General features: G+C 70.1%; 18 protein-coding genes. 13 read left to right on the top strand and 5 right to left on the bottom strand.

Annotated features, from left to right (window positions below; all coding sequences use genetic code 11):
* Positions 1 to 6: 6 nt before the first annotated feature.
* From ACIBQ1_RS20155 to ACIBQ1_RS20125, 7 genes are read left to right on the top strand one after another with little or no spacing between them, the layout of a single operon-like run.
* The gene (locus ACIBQ1_RS20155; protein ID WP_397279412.1) at positions 7 to 1,209 is read left to right on the top strand and encodes an acyl-CoA dehydrogenase family protein; all 1,203 of its coding nucleotides are present in this window, start codon (positions 7 to 9) and stop codon (positions 1,207 to 1,209) included.
* Positions 1,206 to 2,171: a phosphotransferase family protein gene (locus tag ACIBQ1_RS20150; RefSeq protein ID WP_397279410.1), complete on the top strand. Its 966-nt coding sequence runs from the start codon at positions 1,206 to 1,208 to the stop codon at positions 2,169 to 2,171. Before ACIBQ1_RS20155 ends, ACIBQ1_RS20150 begins: the two co-directional genes overlap by 4 nt.
* On the top strand, positions 2,172 to 3,389 hold the full coding sequence (locus ACIBQ1_RS20145) for an acyl-CoA dehydrogenase family protein (RefSeq protein WP_397279409.1): 1,218 nt from the start codon (positions 2,172 to 2,174) through the stop codon (positions 3,387 to 3,389). It abuts the gene before it with no gap.
* Positions 3,386 to 4,156, top strand: coding sequence for an SDR family oxidoreductase (locus ACIBQ1_RS20140; protein ID WP_397279408.1), 771 nt, complete (start codon positions 3,386 to 3,388; stop codon positions 4,154 to 4,156). Before ACIBQ1_RS20145 ends, ACIBQ1_RS20140 begins: the two co-directional genes overlap by 4 nt.
* Positions 4,153 to 4,911, top strand: a complete 759-nt coding sequence (locus tag ACIBQ1_RS20135; RefSeq protein ID WP_397279406.1) for an SDR family NAD(P)-dependent oxidoreductase — start codon at positions 4,153 to 4,155, stop codon at positions 4,909 to 4,911. Before ACIBQ1_RS20140 ends, ACIBQ1_RS20135 begins: the two co-directional genes overlap by 4 nt.
* Entirely contained in the window at positions 4,908 to 5,711 is an 804-nt protein-coding gene (locus ACIBQ1_RS20130) for an enoyl-CoA hydratase/isomerase family protein (RefSeq protein ID WP_397279404.1), read from the top strand. Before ACIBQ1_RS20135 ends, ACIBQ1_RS20130 begins: the two co-directional genes overlap by 4 nt.
* 13 nt (positions 5,712 to 5,724) lie before the next feature.
* Positions 5,725 to 6,873: an acetyl-CoA C-acetyltransferase gene (locus tag ACIBQ1_RS20125; protein WP_397279403.1), complete on the top strand. Its 1,149-nt coding sequence runs from the start codon at positions 5,725 to 5,727 to the stop codon at positions 6,871 to 6,873.
* A 39-nt stretch (positions 6,874 to 6,912) separates the two neighbouring features.
* On the opposite strand, the gene ACIBQ1_RS20120 is transcribed toward ACIBQ1_RS20125, so the two are convergent.
* A complete protein-coding gene (locus tag ACIBQ1_RS20120; protein ID WP_397279401.1) occupies positions 6,913 to 7,608 on the bottom strand; it encodes an alpha/beta fold hydrolase in 696 nt (231 codons plus the stop codon).
* Positions 7,609 to 8,008: 400 nt separating this feature from the next.
* On the opposite strand from ACIBQ1_RS20120, the gene ACIBQ1_RS20115 reads away from it, so the two are divergent.
* The 6 genes from ACIBQ1_RS20115 to ACIBQ1_RS20090 all read left to right on the top strand — a co-directional run bounded on the left by ACIBQ1_RS20115 (position 8,009) and on the right by ACIBQ1_RS20090 (position 13,317).
* The gene (locus ACIBQ1_RS20115; protein ID WP_397279400.1) at positions 8,009 to 8,635 is read left to right on the top strand and encodes a TetR/AcrR family transcriptional regulator; all 627 of its coding nucleotides are present in this window, start codon (positions 8,009 to 8,011) and stop codon (positions 8,633 to 8,635) included.
* A gap of 157 nt (positions 8,636 to 8,792) precedes the next feature.
* Entirely contained in the window at positions 8,793 to 9,977 is a 1,185-nt protein-coding gene (locus ACIBQ1_RS20110; protein WP_397279398.1) for an ABC transporter substrate-binding protein, read from the top strand.
* 45 nt (positions 9,978 to 10,022) lie between these two features.
* Complete coding sequence (locus tag ACIBQ1_RS20105; protein ID WP_397279397.1) at positions 10,023 to 10,385, top strand: nuclear transport factor 2 family protein; 363 nt, start codon at positions 10,023 to 10,025, stop codon at positions 10,383 to 10,385.
* 12 nt (positions 10,386 to 10,397) lie between these two features.
* Positions 10,398 to 10,727, top strand: coding sequence for an EthD family reductase (locus ACIBQ1_RS20100; protein ID WP_397279396.1), 330 nt, complete (start codon positions 10,398 to 10,400; stop codon positions 10,725 to 10,727).
* 35 nt (positions 10,728 to 10,762) lie between these two features.
* Complete coding sequence (locus tag ACIBQ1_RS20095) at positions 10,763 to 12,280, top strand: class I adenylate-forming enzyme family protein (RefSeq protein WP_397279394.1); 1,518 nt, start codon at positions 10,763 to 10,765, stop codon at positions 12,278 to 12,280.
* Complete coding sequence (locus ACIBQ1_RS20090; RefSeq protein ID WP_397279392.1) at positions 12,277 to 13,317, top strand: MBL fold metallo-hydrolase; 1,041 nt, start codon at positions 12,277 to 12,279, stop codon at positions 13,315 to 13,317. Before ACIBQ1_RS20095 ends, ACIBQ1_RS20090 begins: the two co-directional genes overlap by 4 nt.
* A gap of 73 nt (positions 13,318 to 13,390) precedes the next feature.
* Here the strand turns inward: ACIBQ1_RS20090 and ACIBQ1_RS20085 are convergent, their stop codons facing one another.
* The 4 genes from ACIBQ1_RS20085 to ACIBQ1_RS20070 all read right to left on the bottom strand — a co-directional run bounded on the left by ACIBQ1_RS20085 (position 13,391) and on the right by ACIBQ1_RS20070 (position 16,849).
* Positions 13,391 to 14,149 (bottom strand): SDR family NAD(P)-dependent oxidoreductase, encoded by a 759-nt coding sequence (locus ACIBQ1_RS20085; protein WP_397279390.1) that lies wholly within the window; start codon positions 14,147 to 14,149, stop codon positions 13,391 to 13,393.
* A gap of 84 nt (positions 14,150 to 14,233) precedes the next feature.
* Positions 14,234 to 15,031 (bottom strand): SDR family NAD(P)-dependent oxidoreductase, encoded by a 798-nt coding sequence (locus ACIBQ1_RS20080; protein ID WP_397279389.1) that lies wholly within the window; start codon positions 15,029 to 15,031, stop codon positions 14,234 to 14,236.
* A 29-nt stretch (positions 15,032 to 15,060) separates the two neighbouring features.
* Positions 15,061 to 15,444 (bottom strand): hypothetical protein, encoded by a 384-nt coding sequence (locus ACIBQ1_RS20075; protein ID WP_397279387.1) that lies wholly within the window; start codon positions 15,442 to 15,444, stop codon positions 15,061 to 15,063.
* A 67-nt stretch (positions 15,445 to 15,511) separates the two neighbouring features.
* On the bottom strand, positions 15,512 to 16,849 hold the full coding sequence (locus ACIBQ1_RS20070; RefSeq protein WP_397279385.1) for an FAD-binding protein: 1,338 nt from the start codon (positions 16,847 to 16,849) through the stop codon (positions 15,512 to 15,514).
* Positions 16,850 to 16,927: the final 78 nt, after the last annotated feature.

Genomic DNA, 16,927 nt, shown 5'->3' with positions numbered 1-16,927 from the left:
GAACTGATGAGCGACATTCCAGCACCTGAGAAGTTCAGGGCAGAGGTCGGCGACTGGCTCGCGTCGGTCGCCCGGCCGCGGCAGGCGAGCGGCGCCTGGGGCACCGGAGACGACTCGGTCGCGGTCTTCGAGAACCGGTCCGAACAGGAGGAGCGCGAGCACACCGAACGGATCCGGGCTTGGGAGATGACCCGGTTCGACGCGGGCTGGGGCGCGCTGAGCTGGCCGGAGGAGTTCGGCGGACGCGGCCTGCCCGTGTTCTACGAGCAGCTCTACCGTCAGGAGGAAGCCGCCTACGACGTGCCGCGCCGCACCGAGATCTTTCCGGTCACCCAGCAGCTGGTGGCCCCGGCCATCCGGATCTGGGGCACGCCCGAGCAGCAGGAGCGCTGGATCCGGCCCCTGCTGCGTACGGACCAGCTGGCCTGTCAGCTGTTCTCCGAGACCGAGGCCGGCTCCGACCTGGCCGCGGTCCGTACCCGTGCGGTGCGCGACGGCGACACCTGGGTGCTCGACGGGCACAAGGTGTGGACCTCGGGGGCGACGGTCGCGTCCTGGGGTGTCGCCGTGTGCCGCACCGACCCGGACGTGCGCAAGCACGCGGGCATCACCGTGTTCATGGTGCCGATGGACGCCCCAGGCGTCACCATCCGCCCCATCCGGCAGATCACCGGCGGGACCAGCTTCAACGAGGTCTACCTCGACGGCGTCGTGGTACCCGACACCGATCGGCTGGGCCCCGTCGGAGAGGGCTGGCGGGTCACGCTGACGGTGCTGGCCGCCGAACGGCTGGACTCCGGCTCCCTCGGCCTGGACAACGCCGACCGCGCCCTCGAACTCGCCCGGCACCTGCCGCGGCCGCTCACCGGCCAGGAGCAGAACCTCGCGGCGGACCTGTACGTACGCACGCTCGTCCAGCGCGTCATCGGGCTCCGCGTGACAGCGGCACTGGTCTCCGGCCGCGAACCGGGCGCCGAGGCGTCGGTGGGCAAGCTCTACGCCACCGAGACCATGCGCCGCACCAGTGACCTGGTCCTGCAGCTTCTCGGGCCGCGCCTGGTCGCCGACACGGGAGAGTGGGGCACCTTCGCCTGGACCGAGCACCTGCTGGGCGCTCCCGGCTACAGCATCGCCGGCGGCACCGACGAGATCCAGCGCACCATCCTGTCCGAGCGGGTGCTCGGCCTGCCCAAGGAGCCGGCACGATGACCGCCGGCGTCGCGTCGCCGGATCTGGCCGACCGGGTCGTCAGCGCGTTCCCCGGCCGGCGGGTGGGGCCACTGGAGACACTCGCCGGCGGCCACTCCGGACTCACCTACGTGGTCACGGTGGGAGAGCGCAAGTACGTCGTCAAGGCGGTCCCGCATGCGGAACGGCCGGTGGGCCGCAACGACATGCTCCGCCAGGCGCGGGTCCTCCAGGCGCTGGCCGGCACGACGGTGCCCGTCCCCGAGATCGTGGCCGTCGACGAGCGGCAACCGGCCTGGTTCGCCATGGAGTTCGTCTCCGGCGAGGCCGTGGAACCGGTGCTCGACGAGCGCGATCTCGACCCGGCACTCGCCCGCGCCCGCATGGTGGAGGCGGCCCGCGTACTGCGCCGGTTGCACGACCTCGACGTCGCCTCCCTTCCGCTGGACGCGCCCCCGCCCCGCGACGCGACAGCCGAGCTCGAACAGTGGAGCCGCACGATGCGCGCGGTCCCCGCCGAGCTCCGCCCCGGAGGCGAGGAACTGCTCCGTCGGCTCGCCCGGGCAGTGCCCGACGATCTGCCACCGGTCCTCGTGCACGGCGACTTCCGGCTGGGCAACGTCCTGTGCCGGGCGCAGGAAGCGGCTGCCGTCGTCGACTGGGAGATCTGGAGCATCGGCGACCCGCGGACGGACCTGGGCTGGTTCCTGCTGTTCGCCGACCACCGCAACTTCCCCGCGCTGGGCAGGGAGTTCCCCGGGCTGCCGGCCGAGGCGGAGCTGTTGGACGCCTACCTCGCGGGCGCCGTCCCGCTGCCCGGCCTCGACTGGTTCCGCGCGCTCACCCGGATGAAGATGGCCGCGATCATGGGTCACAACCTGCGCCGTCACCGCGAGGGCAGGATCCACGACCCGGACCAGGAACGGTTGCCGCCGACGATCGCCGCCATGATCCGCACCGCGAACGACCTTCTAGGGGCATAAGTGGATTTCGCATTTTCCCCCCGCGCACACGAGCTCCAGACCCGGCTGCGATCGTTCATGGAGCAGCACGTCTACCCCGCCGAAGCGGTGTACGACCGGCAGCTCGCCGACGCCGACGACCCGCACGCCCTTCCTCCCGTGATGCTCGAACTCAAGGAGAAGGCCCGCGCCGAGGGTCTGTGGAACCTGTTCATGTCCCACGGCGACTGGGGCGCGGGGCTGACCAACCTCGAATACGCGCCGCTCGCCGAGCTCGCCGGCCGCTCCATCATCGGACCCGAGGTGTTCAACTGCTCGGCCCCGGACACCGGGAACATGGAGTTGCTCGCGCTGTTCGGCACCCCCGAGCAGCAGGAGCGGTGGTTGCGCCCGCTGCTGGCGGCCGAGATCCGGTCGTGCTTCGCGATGACCGAGCCCGACGTGGCCAGTTCCGACCCGCGCAACCTCCGCACCAGGATCACCCGTGACGGCGACAGCTACCTCGTCAACGGCCATAAGTGGTACACCTCGGGCATCCTTGATCCGGATTGCCGGCTGATCATCCTCATGGGGGTGACCGACCCGGAGGCGGCGACCTACCGTCAGCAGAGCATGCTGCTCATCCCCCGGGACGCCCCGGGCATCACGGTGCTGCGCGATCTGCCCATGTTCGGGTACACCGACCGGCTCGGACACGGTGACGTGCTCTTCGAGGACGTACGCGTGCCCGCCGCCAACCTGCTCGGCGGCGAAGGCGAGGGCTTCGCGCTCGCCCAGGGACGGCTCGGCCCCGGCCGGATGCACTACGCCATGCGCGCGGTCGGGTTCGCCGAACGCGCGATGGAGCTCATGTGCCGGCGGGTGCTCGACCGCGAGGCGTTCGGCGGCCCGCTGGCCGACCAGGGCGTGGTGCGGGAATGGATCGCGCGCAGCCGGATCGAGATCGAGCAGTTGCGGCTGCTCGTGCTCAAGTCGGCATGGTTGATGGACACCATCGGCAACGCCGCGGCCCGCATGGAGGTCGCGGCGATCAAAGTGGCGGCGCTGGAGGTGGCTCATCGAGTGGTGGACCGGGCCGTCCAGGCGTTCGGCGCGGCCGGGGTCAGCGACGACACCGTCCTGGCCCGGCTGTTCGCGATAACCAGGGCGTTGCGCATCGCCGACGGGCCCGACGAGGTGCACCTGCGCACCGTCGCCCGCCAGGAGCTGGCCAAGTACACCAAGAAGGGGGCGGCATGAACGTGCTCGACGGCCGCGTGGCGGTGATCACCGGCGGGTCCCGCGGCATCGGGCTGGCGATCGCGCGGGCCTACCGGAGCGCCGGCGCGCACGTGGTCATCGCCGCGCGCAAGCCGGAGGGGCTGGCCGCCGCCCGTACCGAGCTGCTGCGCGTCGAGGCGAGCGGGGGCGTGCACACGGTCGTGGCCAACGCCGGCGAGCCGGACCAGGCGCAGCGCTGCGTCGACCAGACGATGGAGCGGTTCGGCCGCCTCGACATCCTGGTCAACAACGCCGCCACCAACCCGTACCACGGCGACCTGCTCGACCTGGACCTGCCCCGCGCGGAGAAGACGGTGCGGGTCAACCAGTACGGGATGATCGCGTGGACCAGCTGCGCCTGGAAGGCCGCGATGGCCGAGCACGGCGGTGCCGTCATCAACATCGCGTCGGTGGGCGGGCTGATCGTCGACCCGCACATCGGCTATTACAACGCCACCAAGGCCGCCATGGTGCACATGACGCGCCAGCTCGCCTACGAGCTCGGCCCCAAGGCGCGCGTCAACGCCATCGCACCGGGCCTGATCAAGACCGAGCTGGCGCGTGCCGTCTGGGAGGCGCGCGAGTCCGTCCTCACCGCGAAGCTCCCGTTGCGCAGGCTGGGCACCCCCGAGGACATCGCCAGCGCGGCGCTCTTCCTGGCCTCGGACGCCTCGTCCTGGATCACCGGCCAGACCCTCGTCATCGACGGCGGCGCCACGGTCCTGCCGATCGGGGTCGACGGGTGATCGACGACCTGTTCTCCCTGCGCGGGCGGACGGCCGTGGTCACCGGTGCCTCCTCCGGGCTGGGCGCCCGCTTCGCGGCCGTCCTCGCCGCCTCCGGGGCGACCGTGTTCGCGGCGGCCCGGCGGATCGACCGGCTGGCGGAGCTGGCGGCCGGTGAGTCCCGTATCCACCCGGTGGCCTGCGACGTCAGCCGTGAGGAGGATCGCGAACGGCTGGTCGCGACAGCCACGGCGGACACCGGTCGCTTCGACGTTCTGATCAACAACGCCGGCGTCCCGGGCGAGCTTCGCGCACAGGACGAGAGCCCGCAGGACTTCGCGGACGTCCTCGCGGTGAACCTGGTGGCGCCGTTCCACCTGGCCGGCCTCATGATGGAACGCGAAGCACCCGGCACCGGGCGGAGCATCGTCAACGTGGCGTCGATCCTGGGCCTGGTGTCCACGGCTCCGATGGGCGGCGCGAGCTACTCGGCCTCCAAGGCGGGGCTGGTAGGGCTCACCCGCGAGCTGGCCGGCCAGTGGGGTCATGCGGGCGTACGCGTCAACGCGCTGGCGCCGGGCTGGTTCAGATCCGAGATGACCGAGGGGTTGTTCTCCGACGCCCAGTCCAGCCGGTGGATCCAGAAGAACACGATGCTGCGCCGCGGCGGGGACCCCGCCGAGCTCGACGGGGCCCTGCTGTTCCTCGCCTCCGACGCCTCGTCCTACTGCACCGGCCAGGTGCTGGTCGTCGACGGCGGCTGGACGGCACGATGAGCACGTCCCCTGCCGTCACGGTCGAAGTCCTGGACGGAGTGGCGGACATCGTCATGTGCCGCGGCGCCCGCGGCAACGCCATCGATCTGGCCCTGGCGCGCGGGCTGCATGCGGCCGCCCGGACCTGCCAGGGGGAGAACGTCCGGGCGGTCCTGCTGCGTGGTGAGGGACGATCCTTCTGCGTCGGCGGCGACCTGCGCGAGTTCTCCTCGCTGCGAGGTGAAGCGCTCAAGGAACACCTCATGGAGGTGACCGACGCGCTGCACGGAGCACTGCGGATCTTCGCCCGGATGGACGCACCGCTCGTCGCGCAGGTCCAGGGAGCGGCGGCCGGCGCCGGCGTGGGCCTGGCCGCCGCCGCCGACCTCACCGTCGCGGCGGACGACGCGACGTTCGTGCTTGCCTACACGGGCATCGGATACTCACCCGATGCCGGGGTGACCTGGTCGCTGCCCCGGCTGGTCGGCCCCAAGCGGGCCTTGGAGCTGCTGCTCACCAATCGCCGGATCTCCGCGCGGGAAGCGGCCGACCTGGGGCTCGTGACGTCCGTGGTGGCCGCCGAACGGTTGCCGGAGGAAGCGCGGCAGGTGGTCACCGCGCTCACCCTGGGTGCGACCAAGGCCATCGGCGCGACCAGGCGGCTCGTTTCCGCCGCCCTGGCCGGCGACCTCGACCCGCACCTGGACCGTGAGGCCCGCTCTCTCGCCGAGACGGCGGCATCCCCCGAGGGCGTCGAAGGCGTCGCCGCCTTCCTGGGCAGGCGTCCTGCTCTGTTCTCTTCCCCCCGCCCCACCGAATGACCGGAGAAAACTTGTGGCCGAAGCCTTCATCGTCGATGCCGTCCGTACCCCTGTCGGCCGCCGCAAGGGAGGGCTCAGCCAGGTCCATCCCGCCGACCTGGGCGCCCACGTCCTGCGTTCGCTCGTCACCCGCACCGGGATCGATCCCGGGGACGTCGATGACGTCTACTTCGGCTGCGTCAGCCAGATGGGGGCGCAGACGGGGAACATCGCCCGCACGTCATGGCTGGCCGCGGGGCTTCCCCAGCACGTGCCCGGCACGACCGTCGACCGGCAGTGCGGCTCGTCGCAGCAGGCCGTGCACTTCGCCGCCCAGGCGGTCATGTCCGGCACCGCCGACCTCGTCGTCGCGGGCGGCGTCGAGGTCATGAGCCTGGTGCCCATCGCGGGCCCGGCCGTCGTGGGCGAACGCGAGGGTATGGGGACGCCGTACGACGGAGAGGGCTGGCGGACCCACTTCGGGGAGGAGGAGGTGTCGCAGTTCCGCGGCGCCGAGCTGATCGCGCGGATGTGGAAGGTCTCGCGGGAGGACATGGAGCGCTTCGCCATGAACAGTCACCGGCGCGCGGTCGCCGCCTGGGCGGACGGGGTCTTCGCCGACGAGGTCGTGCCGGCGTTCGGCCTGGCGGCCGACGAGGGACCGCGGGCCGACACCACTCTGGAGAAGATGGCGGGGCTCAGGACGCTCAGCGAGGGCGGCCGGCTGACCGCCGCGGTGTCCAGCCAGATCTCGGACGGCGCCGCCGCATTGCTCGTCGCCTCGCAGGACGCGGTGCGCCGCCACGGGCTCACGCCGCTGGCCCGGGTCCACAGCATGGCCGTGGTGGGCTCGGACCCGATCTACATGCTCACCGGACCCATCCCGGCCACCGAGAAGATTCTGGACCGCGCCGGGCTGTCCATCGACGCCATGGACCTGATCGAGATCAACGAGGCGTTCGCCTCGGTGGTGCTGGCCTGGCAGAAGGAGACCGGCGCGGCCCCCGAACGGACCAACGCGTTCGGCGGAGCGATCGCGCTCGGCCATCCGCTGGGCGCCACAGGAGCGCGGCTGATGACGACCCTGGTGCACCAGCTTCGCCGTACCGGCGGACGGTACGGCCTGCAGACGATGTGCGAGGGGGGCGGGATGGCGAACGCCACGATCGTCGAGCGGGTGTGAGAGCCGGCCCGCCGGCATCGCGGCGGGCCGGCCCGGCGATCAGCCGTGAATGGCGTTGAGGACGGCGGCGAGCTTTCCGGGCGCGCTGATCATTGCCAGGTGGCCGGTGTCGAGATCGACGACGTCTGGCCGGAGCAACGCGATGGATCGCTGCTGGAGTTCCTCGACGTAGCACTTGTCCCGTGTGAGGTGCAGGTACGTCCGCGGGATCTCGCGCCGGTAGCCGCTCAGGTCCACGGTTTCGCTCAGCAGGGCGGCCGAGTCGTCGATCAGCCGATCCAACGTGGACGCGGTGCTCGCCTCGTCCATGTCTTCGCACAGGATCGCGGCGGCGCCCTCGCGGGTCTGGTGGTAGACGCCGCCGGCGATGGACTGCTCGACCAGATCCCGTACGCCGGGATCGATCTGGTCGAGCACCCGGGACCCGTCGGGAGGCACCACGCCCGACACGAGAACGACGTGCCGGATCCGGTCCGGTATGAGGTCCAGGACACGCGGCACGGTCACTCCCGCGAAGGAGTGACCGACCAGCACCACGTCCCGCAGATCCTTCGTCTCGACATCCTCCCGGACCGCGTCGGCGCAGTTGGCGAGCGTGACCGTGTTCAGCTCGACCCCCGCCCGCGTCCCGCGGCCGGGAAGGTCGACCGCCAGCGCCTCCGCGTCCAGGTGGGGGATCAGCTCGTCCCAGCAGTTCGCGCCGAAGCCGGCGCCGTGGATGAGAACGAACGGCATGGGTGGCCTCCTCACTCGCAGTATCGCTGAACCCTAACTGAATTCAATTTTGCTGTACAGGTCTCGTGCCGCGCCGGCGAGCGCATGTGTGGCGGGTTGCCTCCGCACGGCGGCCAGCGCGGTCACGCCGACGAGCGGCGGCCTCTCCCAGCCCATGGACTGGTCCGCCGAAGGGTCCGGCGATCCCTGCAAGCGGTAGCGCGCGTCCGACGTGTGGCCTCGCGCCGCCGGGAGCTGCGATCTTGACGAACTGCCGCGAGAACCCGAGCTCGACCAGGGCGGACGCGTTCTTGCGAGTATGATGACCTGGAATGGGACTAGAACCGAGTTCAAATCAGGTTGACCAGGGAGTTCCGGCCGGGCCGCGACGTGCCTCGGCGCGAATGTCGGGGGTGGGGTGATGACGACAGCGAAGATCACGGAGCCGGACGAGGGTCCCCGTTCCAAACGGAGGGCCATCCTGACGGCTGCGATCAAGAATTTCGGCAAGAACGGCTACGACGCCACCAAGTGGTCGGTCGTTGCTGATCAGGTAGGAATCGGGCAGACCGCCCTTTATCACTACTTTGAGTCGAAGGCCCACTGCCTGCTCACGATCATGCGGCTTGAGCTTCAGCGTTCGCTGGAGATGTTCGTGAAGGCGACCGACGGCCGGCCGGACCCGATGGAGGCGTTGCGGGAAGCGGTGCGCTCGGCGTACGCGGTGTCCGAGCGCGACGTGGCGCAGATGCGGATCCTGCAGAACAACCTGGCGATCCTCGCGGTGCCGCGCAGCTCGAAGAAGGAGGAGGCCGAGCGGCTCGCCGCTCGTGAGCTGGTCCATCGCATCGAGGAGGCCTGGACCGCACTGCTGCGGCGGGGGATGGACGAGGGCGCCTTCGTCCAGCGTGACGCGCACACGCTGGCGCTGAACATGCTCGGCATGATCGTGAGCGTCTGGCGCTGGTATCGCCCCAGAGGTCCGGTGACCCTGTCCGACGTGAGCGAGCTGACCGAAGACTGCTGCGTGCGGATGGTCGCACTGTAGCCGGCGGTCCGACGACCGGCATGACCCGTGTGGAAGGTCGTGCCGGTCGCTCTGTGCCGGGGTGAACCACCACGTTTGCTCATCAGGCTATTGCCCGAGTGTGAGCACGACGATAGAGTCCCGTAAACTGAACTGAACTCAGTTGCGGGAGTACGTCATGCGCCTCCATTCAACGCACCTTCTCACCACCTGCGTCGCGGCCCTCGTCCTCGCCACGAGCGCCTGCGGTGGCAGTGCCTCCAATGCCGCGGACGACAAAGAGATCAAGATCGGCGCCTGGTATCCACTCACCGGTCCGGTGGCCGCCTCCGGTGTCCCGCAGCGTGCGGGCGCCGACGCCTACTTCAAGATGATCAACGACAAGGGCGGCATCAACGGGCGCAAGATCAACTGGATCGTCAAGGACAACGCCTTCGACCCCCAGCAGACCGTCCAGATCGCCCGGGAGCTGATCGGCCAGGACAAGGTCGTGGCCATCGTCGCCGCCAACGGCACCGCGCAGGGCGAGGCGAGCTTCCCCTTCGTCCTGCAGCAGTCGAAGATTCCGATTCTCAACGAGCTGGGCGGCGCCGCCACCTGGTACACCCCGCCCCGTCCCGGCCTGTTCGGGATCCAGACCCTCTACGAGGACCAGGCGGCGGCGCTGGCGGCCTGGGCCGCAGCGGACGGCGCGAAGAAGATACTGGTCGTGCACAGCGACCCGGCCGCGTTCGTCAACGTGGCCAAGCAGGTCGGGCCCGTCCTGCAGAAGGTCAGTCCGGGCAGCAGCGCCGAGCTGCTGTCGGTGAAGTTCCAGTCCACCGACTGGAGCCCGACGATCACGCAGGTGAAGGCCAAGAAGCCCGACGCGGTGATCGTGATCCTCGCCTCGCCGGAGGCCGCGGCCTTCCTCAAGGAGGCCAAACTGCAGGGCCTGTCCGTGCCCGCCTACGGCTACGCGCCCACCGCGGCGGCCTCCACGCTCACCCTCGCCGGTGACGCCGCGGAAGGCTTCAAAGCGGTGCAACTGGTCAAGGCGCCGAGCGACAGCGATCCGTCGGTCAAGGAGTTCCGCGACGCGATGGCCCGGTACGAGCCGAAGCAGCCCGCCGACTTCATCGCTCTCTGGGGGTGGGCCTCAGCGAAGGTCTTCGTCCAGATCGCGCAGACCATACAAGGCCCGATCACCTCGCAGTCGCTCGTCCAGGCGTACGAGAAGGCAGGCAAGATCGACCCTGGAGTCGCGCCGGTCATGAACTTCAGCGCCGCCAACCACCTCGGGACCCGCAGCGTGCAGAAGGTGATCGTGAAGGGTGGCCAGTTCGTGGCGGAGGGCGACTTCTTCACACCCCCTGACCGGTGACACCGGCCCACCTGCTTTCCTTGACGCTGAGGAGGATCGACGATCATGGTGCTGCGAGAGTACATGGCCTGCATGGACAGCCAGAACCCGGAGAAGGCGCTCGAGTGCTTGGAGCCGGACTTCCGGTTCCTGCTCGCTCTCCCCGGCGGCCAGGTGAGCGGACAATCCAGAGAGGACTTCGCTCAGTACATCTCCGGCCGCAACGCGGTCGAGCGGGTGCACAAGGTCCTCCGCTCGGCGGTCGACGGAAACCTCGAGATGGTCTACGGGGTGGTCGTCGAGTCGGGCGAGCCCACCGGAGCGTTCCATTCCGCGGCCGTCGTGTCGGCCGACGGGAAGATGCTGCGCTACCAGTCCTTCTTCACGACCTCGTTCGAGCTGCTGGACTGGCCGGCCGCCGATCAGTAAAGGAGAGACCTCATGTACAACCTCGTGCTGCTGGCCGCGCGGCCGCCGGAGTGGACCCACGAGCGGTTCATCGCATGGTGGCGGGTGGAGCACGCAGAGCTCACCTACCGGCTTCCGGGCCTGCGGGCGTGGCGGCACACCGAGATCGAGGAGGCGTTCGACACCCGTTCCGAGGGCTGGGACGGGGTGTCGGTGCTCAGCTTCGACAGCGCGGAAGACCTCCGGAAGGCGCTGGACAGCCCCGAGTGGGCTGCGGCGGTCGCCCAGGTCGGCGACATGAGAGGCCGCCGGCTCGCCGTGATGGGAACCGAGAGGGAAATGTTCACCGGCCGACCGGCATGAGTCGGCCGTCCCGTGAGTGATGCGAGGAAAGCGGTATGCGACAGGTAGTGAGTGAGTTCCGGCGGCGGGCCGAGGAGTCGGATGCCGTGGCCGTCATCGACGACTCGGGCAGTCACACCGCGCGCGAGCTGCTCGCTCACGCGGCGGAGCTCGCCGGCACCGTGACCGGCCCGGGTGGCGCCGGGACCCTGATGGTGCAGGCCGACAACTCGTGGCGGACCGTCGCGGCGAGCCTGGCCGCAGGGATGAGCGGCGGAGTGCTGGCGGTGGTCAACCGGCACACGACCGGCGCCGAGTTCGCCGCGGCCTTCGAGGACATCCGGCCCGACGCCGTGGTCGCCGAACCCTCCGCCTTTGAGGAGTGGGCCGTGCCCGCCCTGATGGCCGGTGCGGGCCGGCACGAGGTGCTGGACGGCTGGGCGGCCTGGTCGAGCGACGGGCCACGGGACGTCTCGCGGTGGTCCGGAGGTTCGCTGATCGGGCTGACCTCCGGGTCGACGGGGCGGCCCAAGGGCGTGGTGCAGTCCGAGGACGCCTTGCGCTACGCCTGCTCGCACACCATCGCCGTCAACGGCCTCAGCCACGGGGACGCGATCGCGGCGATCGTGCCGCTGTCGTCCACCGCGGCGTACTGTTTCGGGGTCTTCCTGGCCCTGTCGCTGGGCGGTCCGCTGGTCCTGTGGCGCAAATGGGACCCCGCCGCGGTACTGGCCCGGATGGCCGAGACGCGGGTGCGCTGGACCATGTGCGTGCCGACCATGTCGCTCCAGCTGGGCACCGCCGCTTCCGGGTCACGGGTGCTCCAGGGCGTACGATCGATCACCGTCGGCGGCGGTCCGATGGACGTGGCGGCCATGACCCGGGCCGAGGAGTCGCTGGGCACCACGATCCTGAGGGTGTTCGGGATGTCGGAGTGCCTGGGCCACACCTCGCCGTCGCCGCGGGAACCGGTGGAGATCAGGCTCGGCCGTGACGGCCGTCCGTTTCCCGGCACCGAGCTCCGGGTGGTCGGCCACGATGGCCGTGAGGTGCGGCCGGGCGAGGTCGGCCGGGCCCAGGTACGCGGGCCGTCGCTGTTTCTCGGATACGCGCACGAGGGCAGGCTGAACCCTCCGGAGCTGACCGCGGACGGGTTCTTCCCGACCGGTGATCTCATGATGACCAACGAGGACGGGACCGTCAGCGTCATGGGCCGGGAGAAGGACGTGATCATCCGCGGCGGCCGTAACATCGACGTCACCGAGGTGGAGCGCGCCGTCGCGTCTCATCCGGACGTCTCGCAGGCCTGTGTGGTGCCGGTGCCCGACGAGATTCTCGGTGAACGGGTGGCCGCGCTGGTGACCTCCGCCGACCGAGGCGGGATCGGGCTCGATGAGATCACCCGGCATCTGCAGCAGGTGGGGCTCTCCAAGGCGAAGTGGCCCGAGTTCGTGTTCGCCGTCGACGAGCTGCCGCAAACCACGGTCGGCAAGATCTCCCGAGCCGGCGCCCGCGACCTCGCCCGTGACCTGCTCGCCGCCCTGGCCGGCCAGGCCGGCGAGGCGGAGAAGTGACGGCACGTGCCCGGAGGGGCCAGTGGGCCGAGTCCGGAGCGGAGCTGATCCAGCCCGGAGTGCACCGCGTTCCGCTGCCGCTTCCGGGCGACGGGCTGCGTGCCGTCAACGTCTACCTGCTCGAAGAGGACGACGGCATCATCATGATCGACGGCGGCTGGGCGTTGCCCCAATCCCGCCGGACCCTCGAGGAGGCCATGGCGTCGGTGGGGTACGACCTTGGTCAGATCACGAAGATCTTCGTCACCCACATCCATCGCGATCACTACACGCAGGCCGTGGCGTTGCGCCGGCTGCTGGGGTCGCGAGTGTACCTCGGTGCCGGCGAGCGGCAGGGCCTGGAACTGCTGCGCGAGGTGCGCAGCGACGTGCCGGTCACCTCGCTGCGAGTGCTCCGCCGCGGCGGCGCCGGCGACCTCGCCGACCGGCTGTCGGGCGTTGACCACGGTGGTTTCACCGCGAGCGACTGGGAAGCGCCGGACGGCTGGCTCAGCGCGGGCGTTCTCAAGCTCGGCCGGCGGGCTCTCCATGTCATCCCCACGCCCGGCCACACCAAGGGGCACGTGGTTTACCTGGACGAAGCGGCGGGTCTGCTGTTCGCCGGTGACCACGTCCTGCCGCACATCACGCCGTCCATCGGCTTCGAGCTCGGCGAGTCCGAACGTCCCCTGGCCGACTACCTCGATTCGCTGCGGCTGATGACCCGCTTCGCCGACGCGAGGCTGCTGCCCGCGCACGGTCCGGTCACCGAGAGCGCCCATGCTCGCGTCGCCGAGTTGCTGGCCCATCATGACGTACGGCTGGCGCAGGCACTACGGGCTCTCGGCACGCGGACCCTCGACGGGTACGCGGTCGCGCGGCAGCTGACCTGGACCCGGCGAGAGGTGCCGTTCGCCGGCCTGGACGACTTCAATCAAATGCTTGCGGTCAACGAGACGGTCGCCCACCTCGACGTCCTCGTGGCGCGCGGGCAGGTGATCGTGGCGCTGGACGGCGAGGTGGGCAGATACACGCGAGTGGACGGCGGCGCGCAGTGATCGGATGCTGGTCCGCGCCGGTGGAGGGAGGCGTGGCGCGATCGGCGTCCGGTCCGCGCCGCCGTGGCCGGCCTCAGCGGGCGGTGTAGCCGCCGTCGACGTACAACTCCGAACCGGTGATGAAGCTCGCCTCGTCGGAAGCCAGGAAGAGCGCGGCGTTGGCGACCTCGTCGGTGCGGCCCAGCCGTCCCATCGGGGTGTTGCCGATCATCAGGTCGAGCCGGGGCGTCCCCCGCCAGAGCTTGCGTGACAGCGGGGTCTCGATGAATCCCGGGTGCAGCGAGTTGACCCTGACCCCCCGCGTCGCCCAGTAGAGCGCCGCGTTCTTCGTCATCAGCCGGACCGCGCCCTTGGCGGCGTGGTAGGAGAACTGCCCGCCGAATCCGCCAACCGTGCCGAAGATCGACGAGACGTTGACGATCGAGCCCCCACCGCAGCGCTCGATCACCGGGCCGACGTGCTTCATCCCGAGCCAGACCCCGCGCTGGGTCACCGCGACGACCGCTTCCCAGGTCTCCAGCGTCTCCGTCTCCACGTCCGTCATCTTGGCGATGCCGGCGTTGTTGACCAGTACGGAGATGCCGCCGAACCGCCCGTCCACCTCGTTCACCACCGCCTCCCAGGCCTGCTCGTCGGTGACGTCGAGGCCCAGGCCAAGAGCGCGCCCACCGGCCGCCGTGACCTGCTCGGCGGCCTCTTCACAGCATCCCGCGTCCACGTCGGTGATCACGACCGCCGCGCCCTCCTCGGCGAAGCGGCGGATGACGGCCTCGCCGATTCCGCCGGTCGCGCCGGTGACCAGGGCTACGCGTCCAGACAGTCGAGTTCGCACGGTAATCTCCTTTTCGGCCGGCCCGTCGAGAGCCGGCCGTCCACGCATCACTGGATTGAATTGACCGCAGGGGCCGGAAGGGCCTCAGACCGTGAATCGCCCGCCGTTGCTCAGCAGGACGGCACCCACCACGTTCGAGGCGCCGGGAGAGGCGAGGTACAGGATGTTGTCCGCAAGCTCTTCCGGGGAGGCATACCCCACCGGTCCCGACGCTTCCAACGCCTGCCTGACGGCCGCGGGAGTTCGGGCCGCCATGGGGGTGTCCACGGGACCTGGCGCGACGACGTTGACCCGTACGCCGAACGCCGCCGCCTCCTTGGCCACCGACTGCGCGAGCGCGTGTACGCCCGCCTTGGACGCCGCGTAGTGGGCGTAGCCCGTCAGCGTGTCGAAGGCCGCCGACGATCCGACCATGACGACGGCGCCGCGACCCGCCGGGATCATCGCGCGCACGGCGGCACGCAGGACGTGGAACGACCCGTCGAGGTTGACCGCCATGACCCGGCGCCACTGTTCGTCCTCAAGATGCCGGAACATGTCGAGGGGCTCCCCTGACTGCTGGGCGGCCAGGATCCGCTCCTTGGCGCGCGGGTCGTCGACCCCCGCGGTGTTCACCACGACATCGAGCCGGCCGTGTGCCTCGACGATCCGTTCGACCAGCGCTTCGACGGCGCCTGCGACGGTGATGTCCAGGGCGGCCGGGCGGCCGGATGTGGTCGTCGCGGCCACCGTACGCGCTCCGGCCTCGTTGACGTCGGCCACATAGATCGCGGCGCATCGCTCGCGATCGAGCTGCCGGACGACTGCGGCGCCGATTCCGGAGCCGCCTCCGGTGACCAGCGCGATCATCCCCTCGAATCGGCCGTCGGTGGTTCCGGTCATGCCGTCGGTTCCCTTCGCTCGCTGGTCGCTCACTGCTCGCTCAAGGGAAAGGAGATCTCAGGAGTCCGGCAGATCAGCAGTCGGCGGCACTTGCCGGACGCGGGATCCACGAGCGCGCTCACGTTGAACGACGCCTCGAACCGGCCGTCCCGCGTCACCAGCCCGAACCCCAGCTCCACGTCGCCGACGGCCGTGGCCCGGACCAGGTGATGGACGAGCGTGTTCTTCTCGCGTTGCTCAAGGTAGGCGACCAGACCCGCACGGTCGCCGCAGAACTCGGCGGTCTGGGCGTCTCCCTTGGAGAACACCACCGACATCTGGAAGTCATCGGTGATCTTCTTGAGCACGCGTTCCGGCTGGTCGGAGTCCATCGTGGCGAACCACGCGTCGAGCAGGGGCGTTTCGATGGTCATGGGTGGCTCCTTGTCGATGACCGGAGGATGAGTTCCGCGCGCGGCAGCAGGGTCCTTCGCCGGAATCTCACGTCGCCGCCGCCTTCATGGCGGTGTCGGCCGCCGTGAGCCCGAAGACGAGAGCCGCGGCGATACCGCCGGCGTACGCGCGGTGCCACAGGCCGCCGACGTCCGACCCCGCCGCGAGGAGTCCGCCGAGCGGTTCGCCGTCCTCGCGCAGGACGCGGGCGTGGTCGTCGACGCGCAGGCCGTGGAACGGAAAGGTGATGGCCGGCACCGCCTCGATGACGTAGTACGGCGCCTCGTCGAGCGGGAGGCGGTCCAGCTCCCGGCCGGGCCGCAGCTCCAGCCCTGCCGAAGCGCGCTCGTTGAACGCCTCGACGCCGTCGCGAACGGCCTTGCCGCTGTAGCCCCATTCCTGGGGCAGGAAGGCCAGCTCGTCCAGGCCCTCGGCGACTCCGACGCGGCCTCCTCGCTTGCTCGCCAGGGCGAACTTGTCGACGGCGACGGCTGCCTCGACGTAGGAGCCGAGAAGCCAGTCGCGGAACACCCGGGCGTCGGCGACGAGGAGACCCCGACTCTCGGGCTGCTCCAGCAGCGCCATGGTCGTGAGGTGATCGCCCAGCGTCTCATCCACGAACCGTTCGTTGTCCAGGTTGAACAGCAGCGCGTGCTCGCTGTAGTACAGCGACATGTCCACGAAATCCGACGGATCGGCGAAGGACAGGCCACTGGGGATGAGGTGGCCGTAGAAGCCGGCGTCCTCATGACCGGTGGCCGCGCCGACCTGGGTGGCCAGACGGTAGCCGCCGCCGCGGCTGTGGGGATTCGAGCGCAGCTCCATGCGGTCGGCGTTCGGGTGCACGTGAGCGGTTCGGAGCTCGAGGTCACCTTGGAATCCGCCGGTCGCGATGAGCGTCGAGCGGGCCCGCACCTCCCTCGACGTGCCGTCGGCCGACCTCAGGCGCGCTCCGACCACCGCCCCGTGCTCCACCACCAGCTGTTCGGTGTCGGTGTTGAGCAGCAGCTCGCCACCGCCCTGGAGGATGAGCCGGCGACAGGTGTCGACGTAGTGATTGGTGTCGAACCGATGCCCGCGGCCGAAGCTGAGGACGCGTTGCGCGTCCTTGGCCTCGACGCCGATGGAGCGGATCCACGCGATGCCGTCGGCGAACCGGTCCACCAGGGCGCGCTTCAGCGAGACGTCTCCATGTGGATTGTGCTGATCCATGACGTCGTGGCTCGGCGCGGTCCAGGCGTATCCGGCGAGGCGGGCGGATCCGCCGACGTCTTCGCTGATCTCGACGATCACCACGGACAGTCCATCGCGTGCCGCGCGGGCACCGGCGGTCAGCCCCGCCATGCCCGCGCCGATGATCAGCAGATCGGTCTCCTCTGTGCTCACGCGGCTCTCCTCTGTCCGGATCGGCTGGTCGGCGGGGGTGGTTGCCATCCGCGTGCCACGATAGACCAAACTCAATTC

The sequence above is a fragment of the Nonomuraea sp. NPDC050153 genome (assembly GCF_044460125.1).
GTDB lineage: Bacteria > Actinomycetota > Actinomycetes > Streptosporangiales > Streptosporangiaceae > Nonomuraea.
Note: the sequence above shows the minus strand (reverse complement) of the source record. Positions and strands in the feature narration are given on the sequence as shown.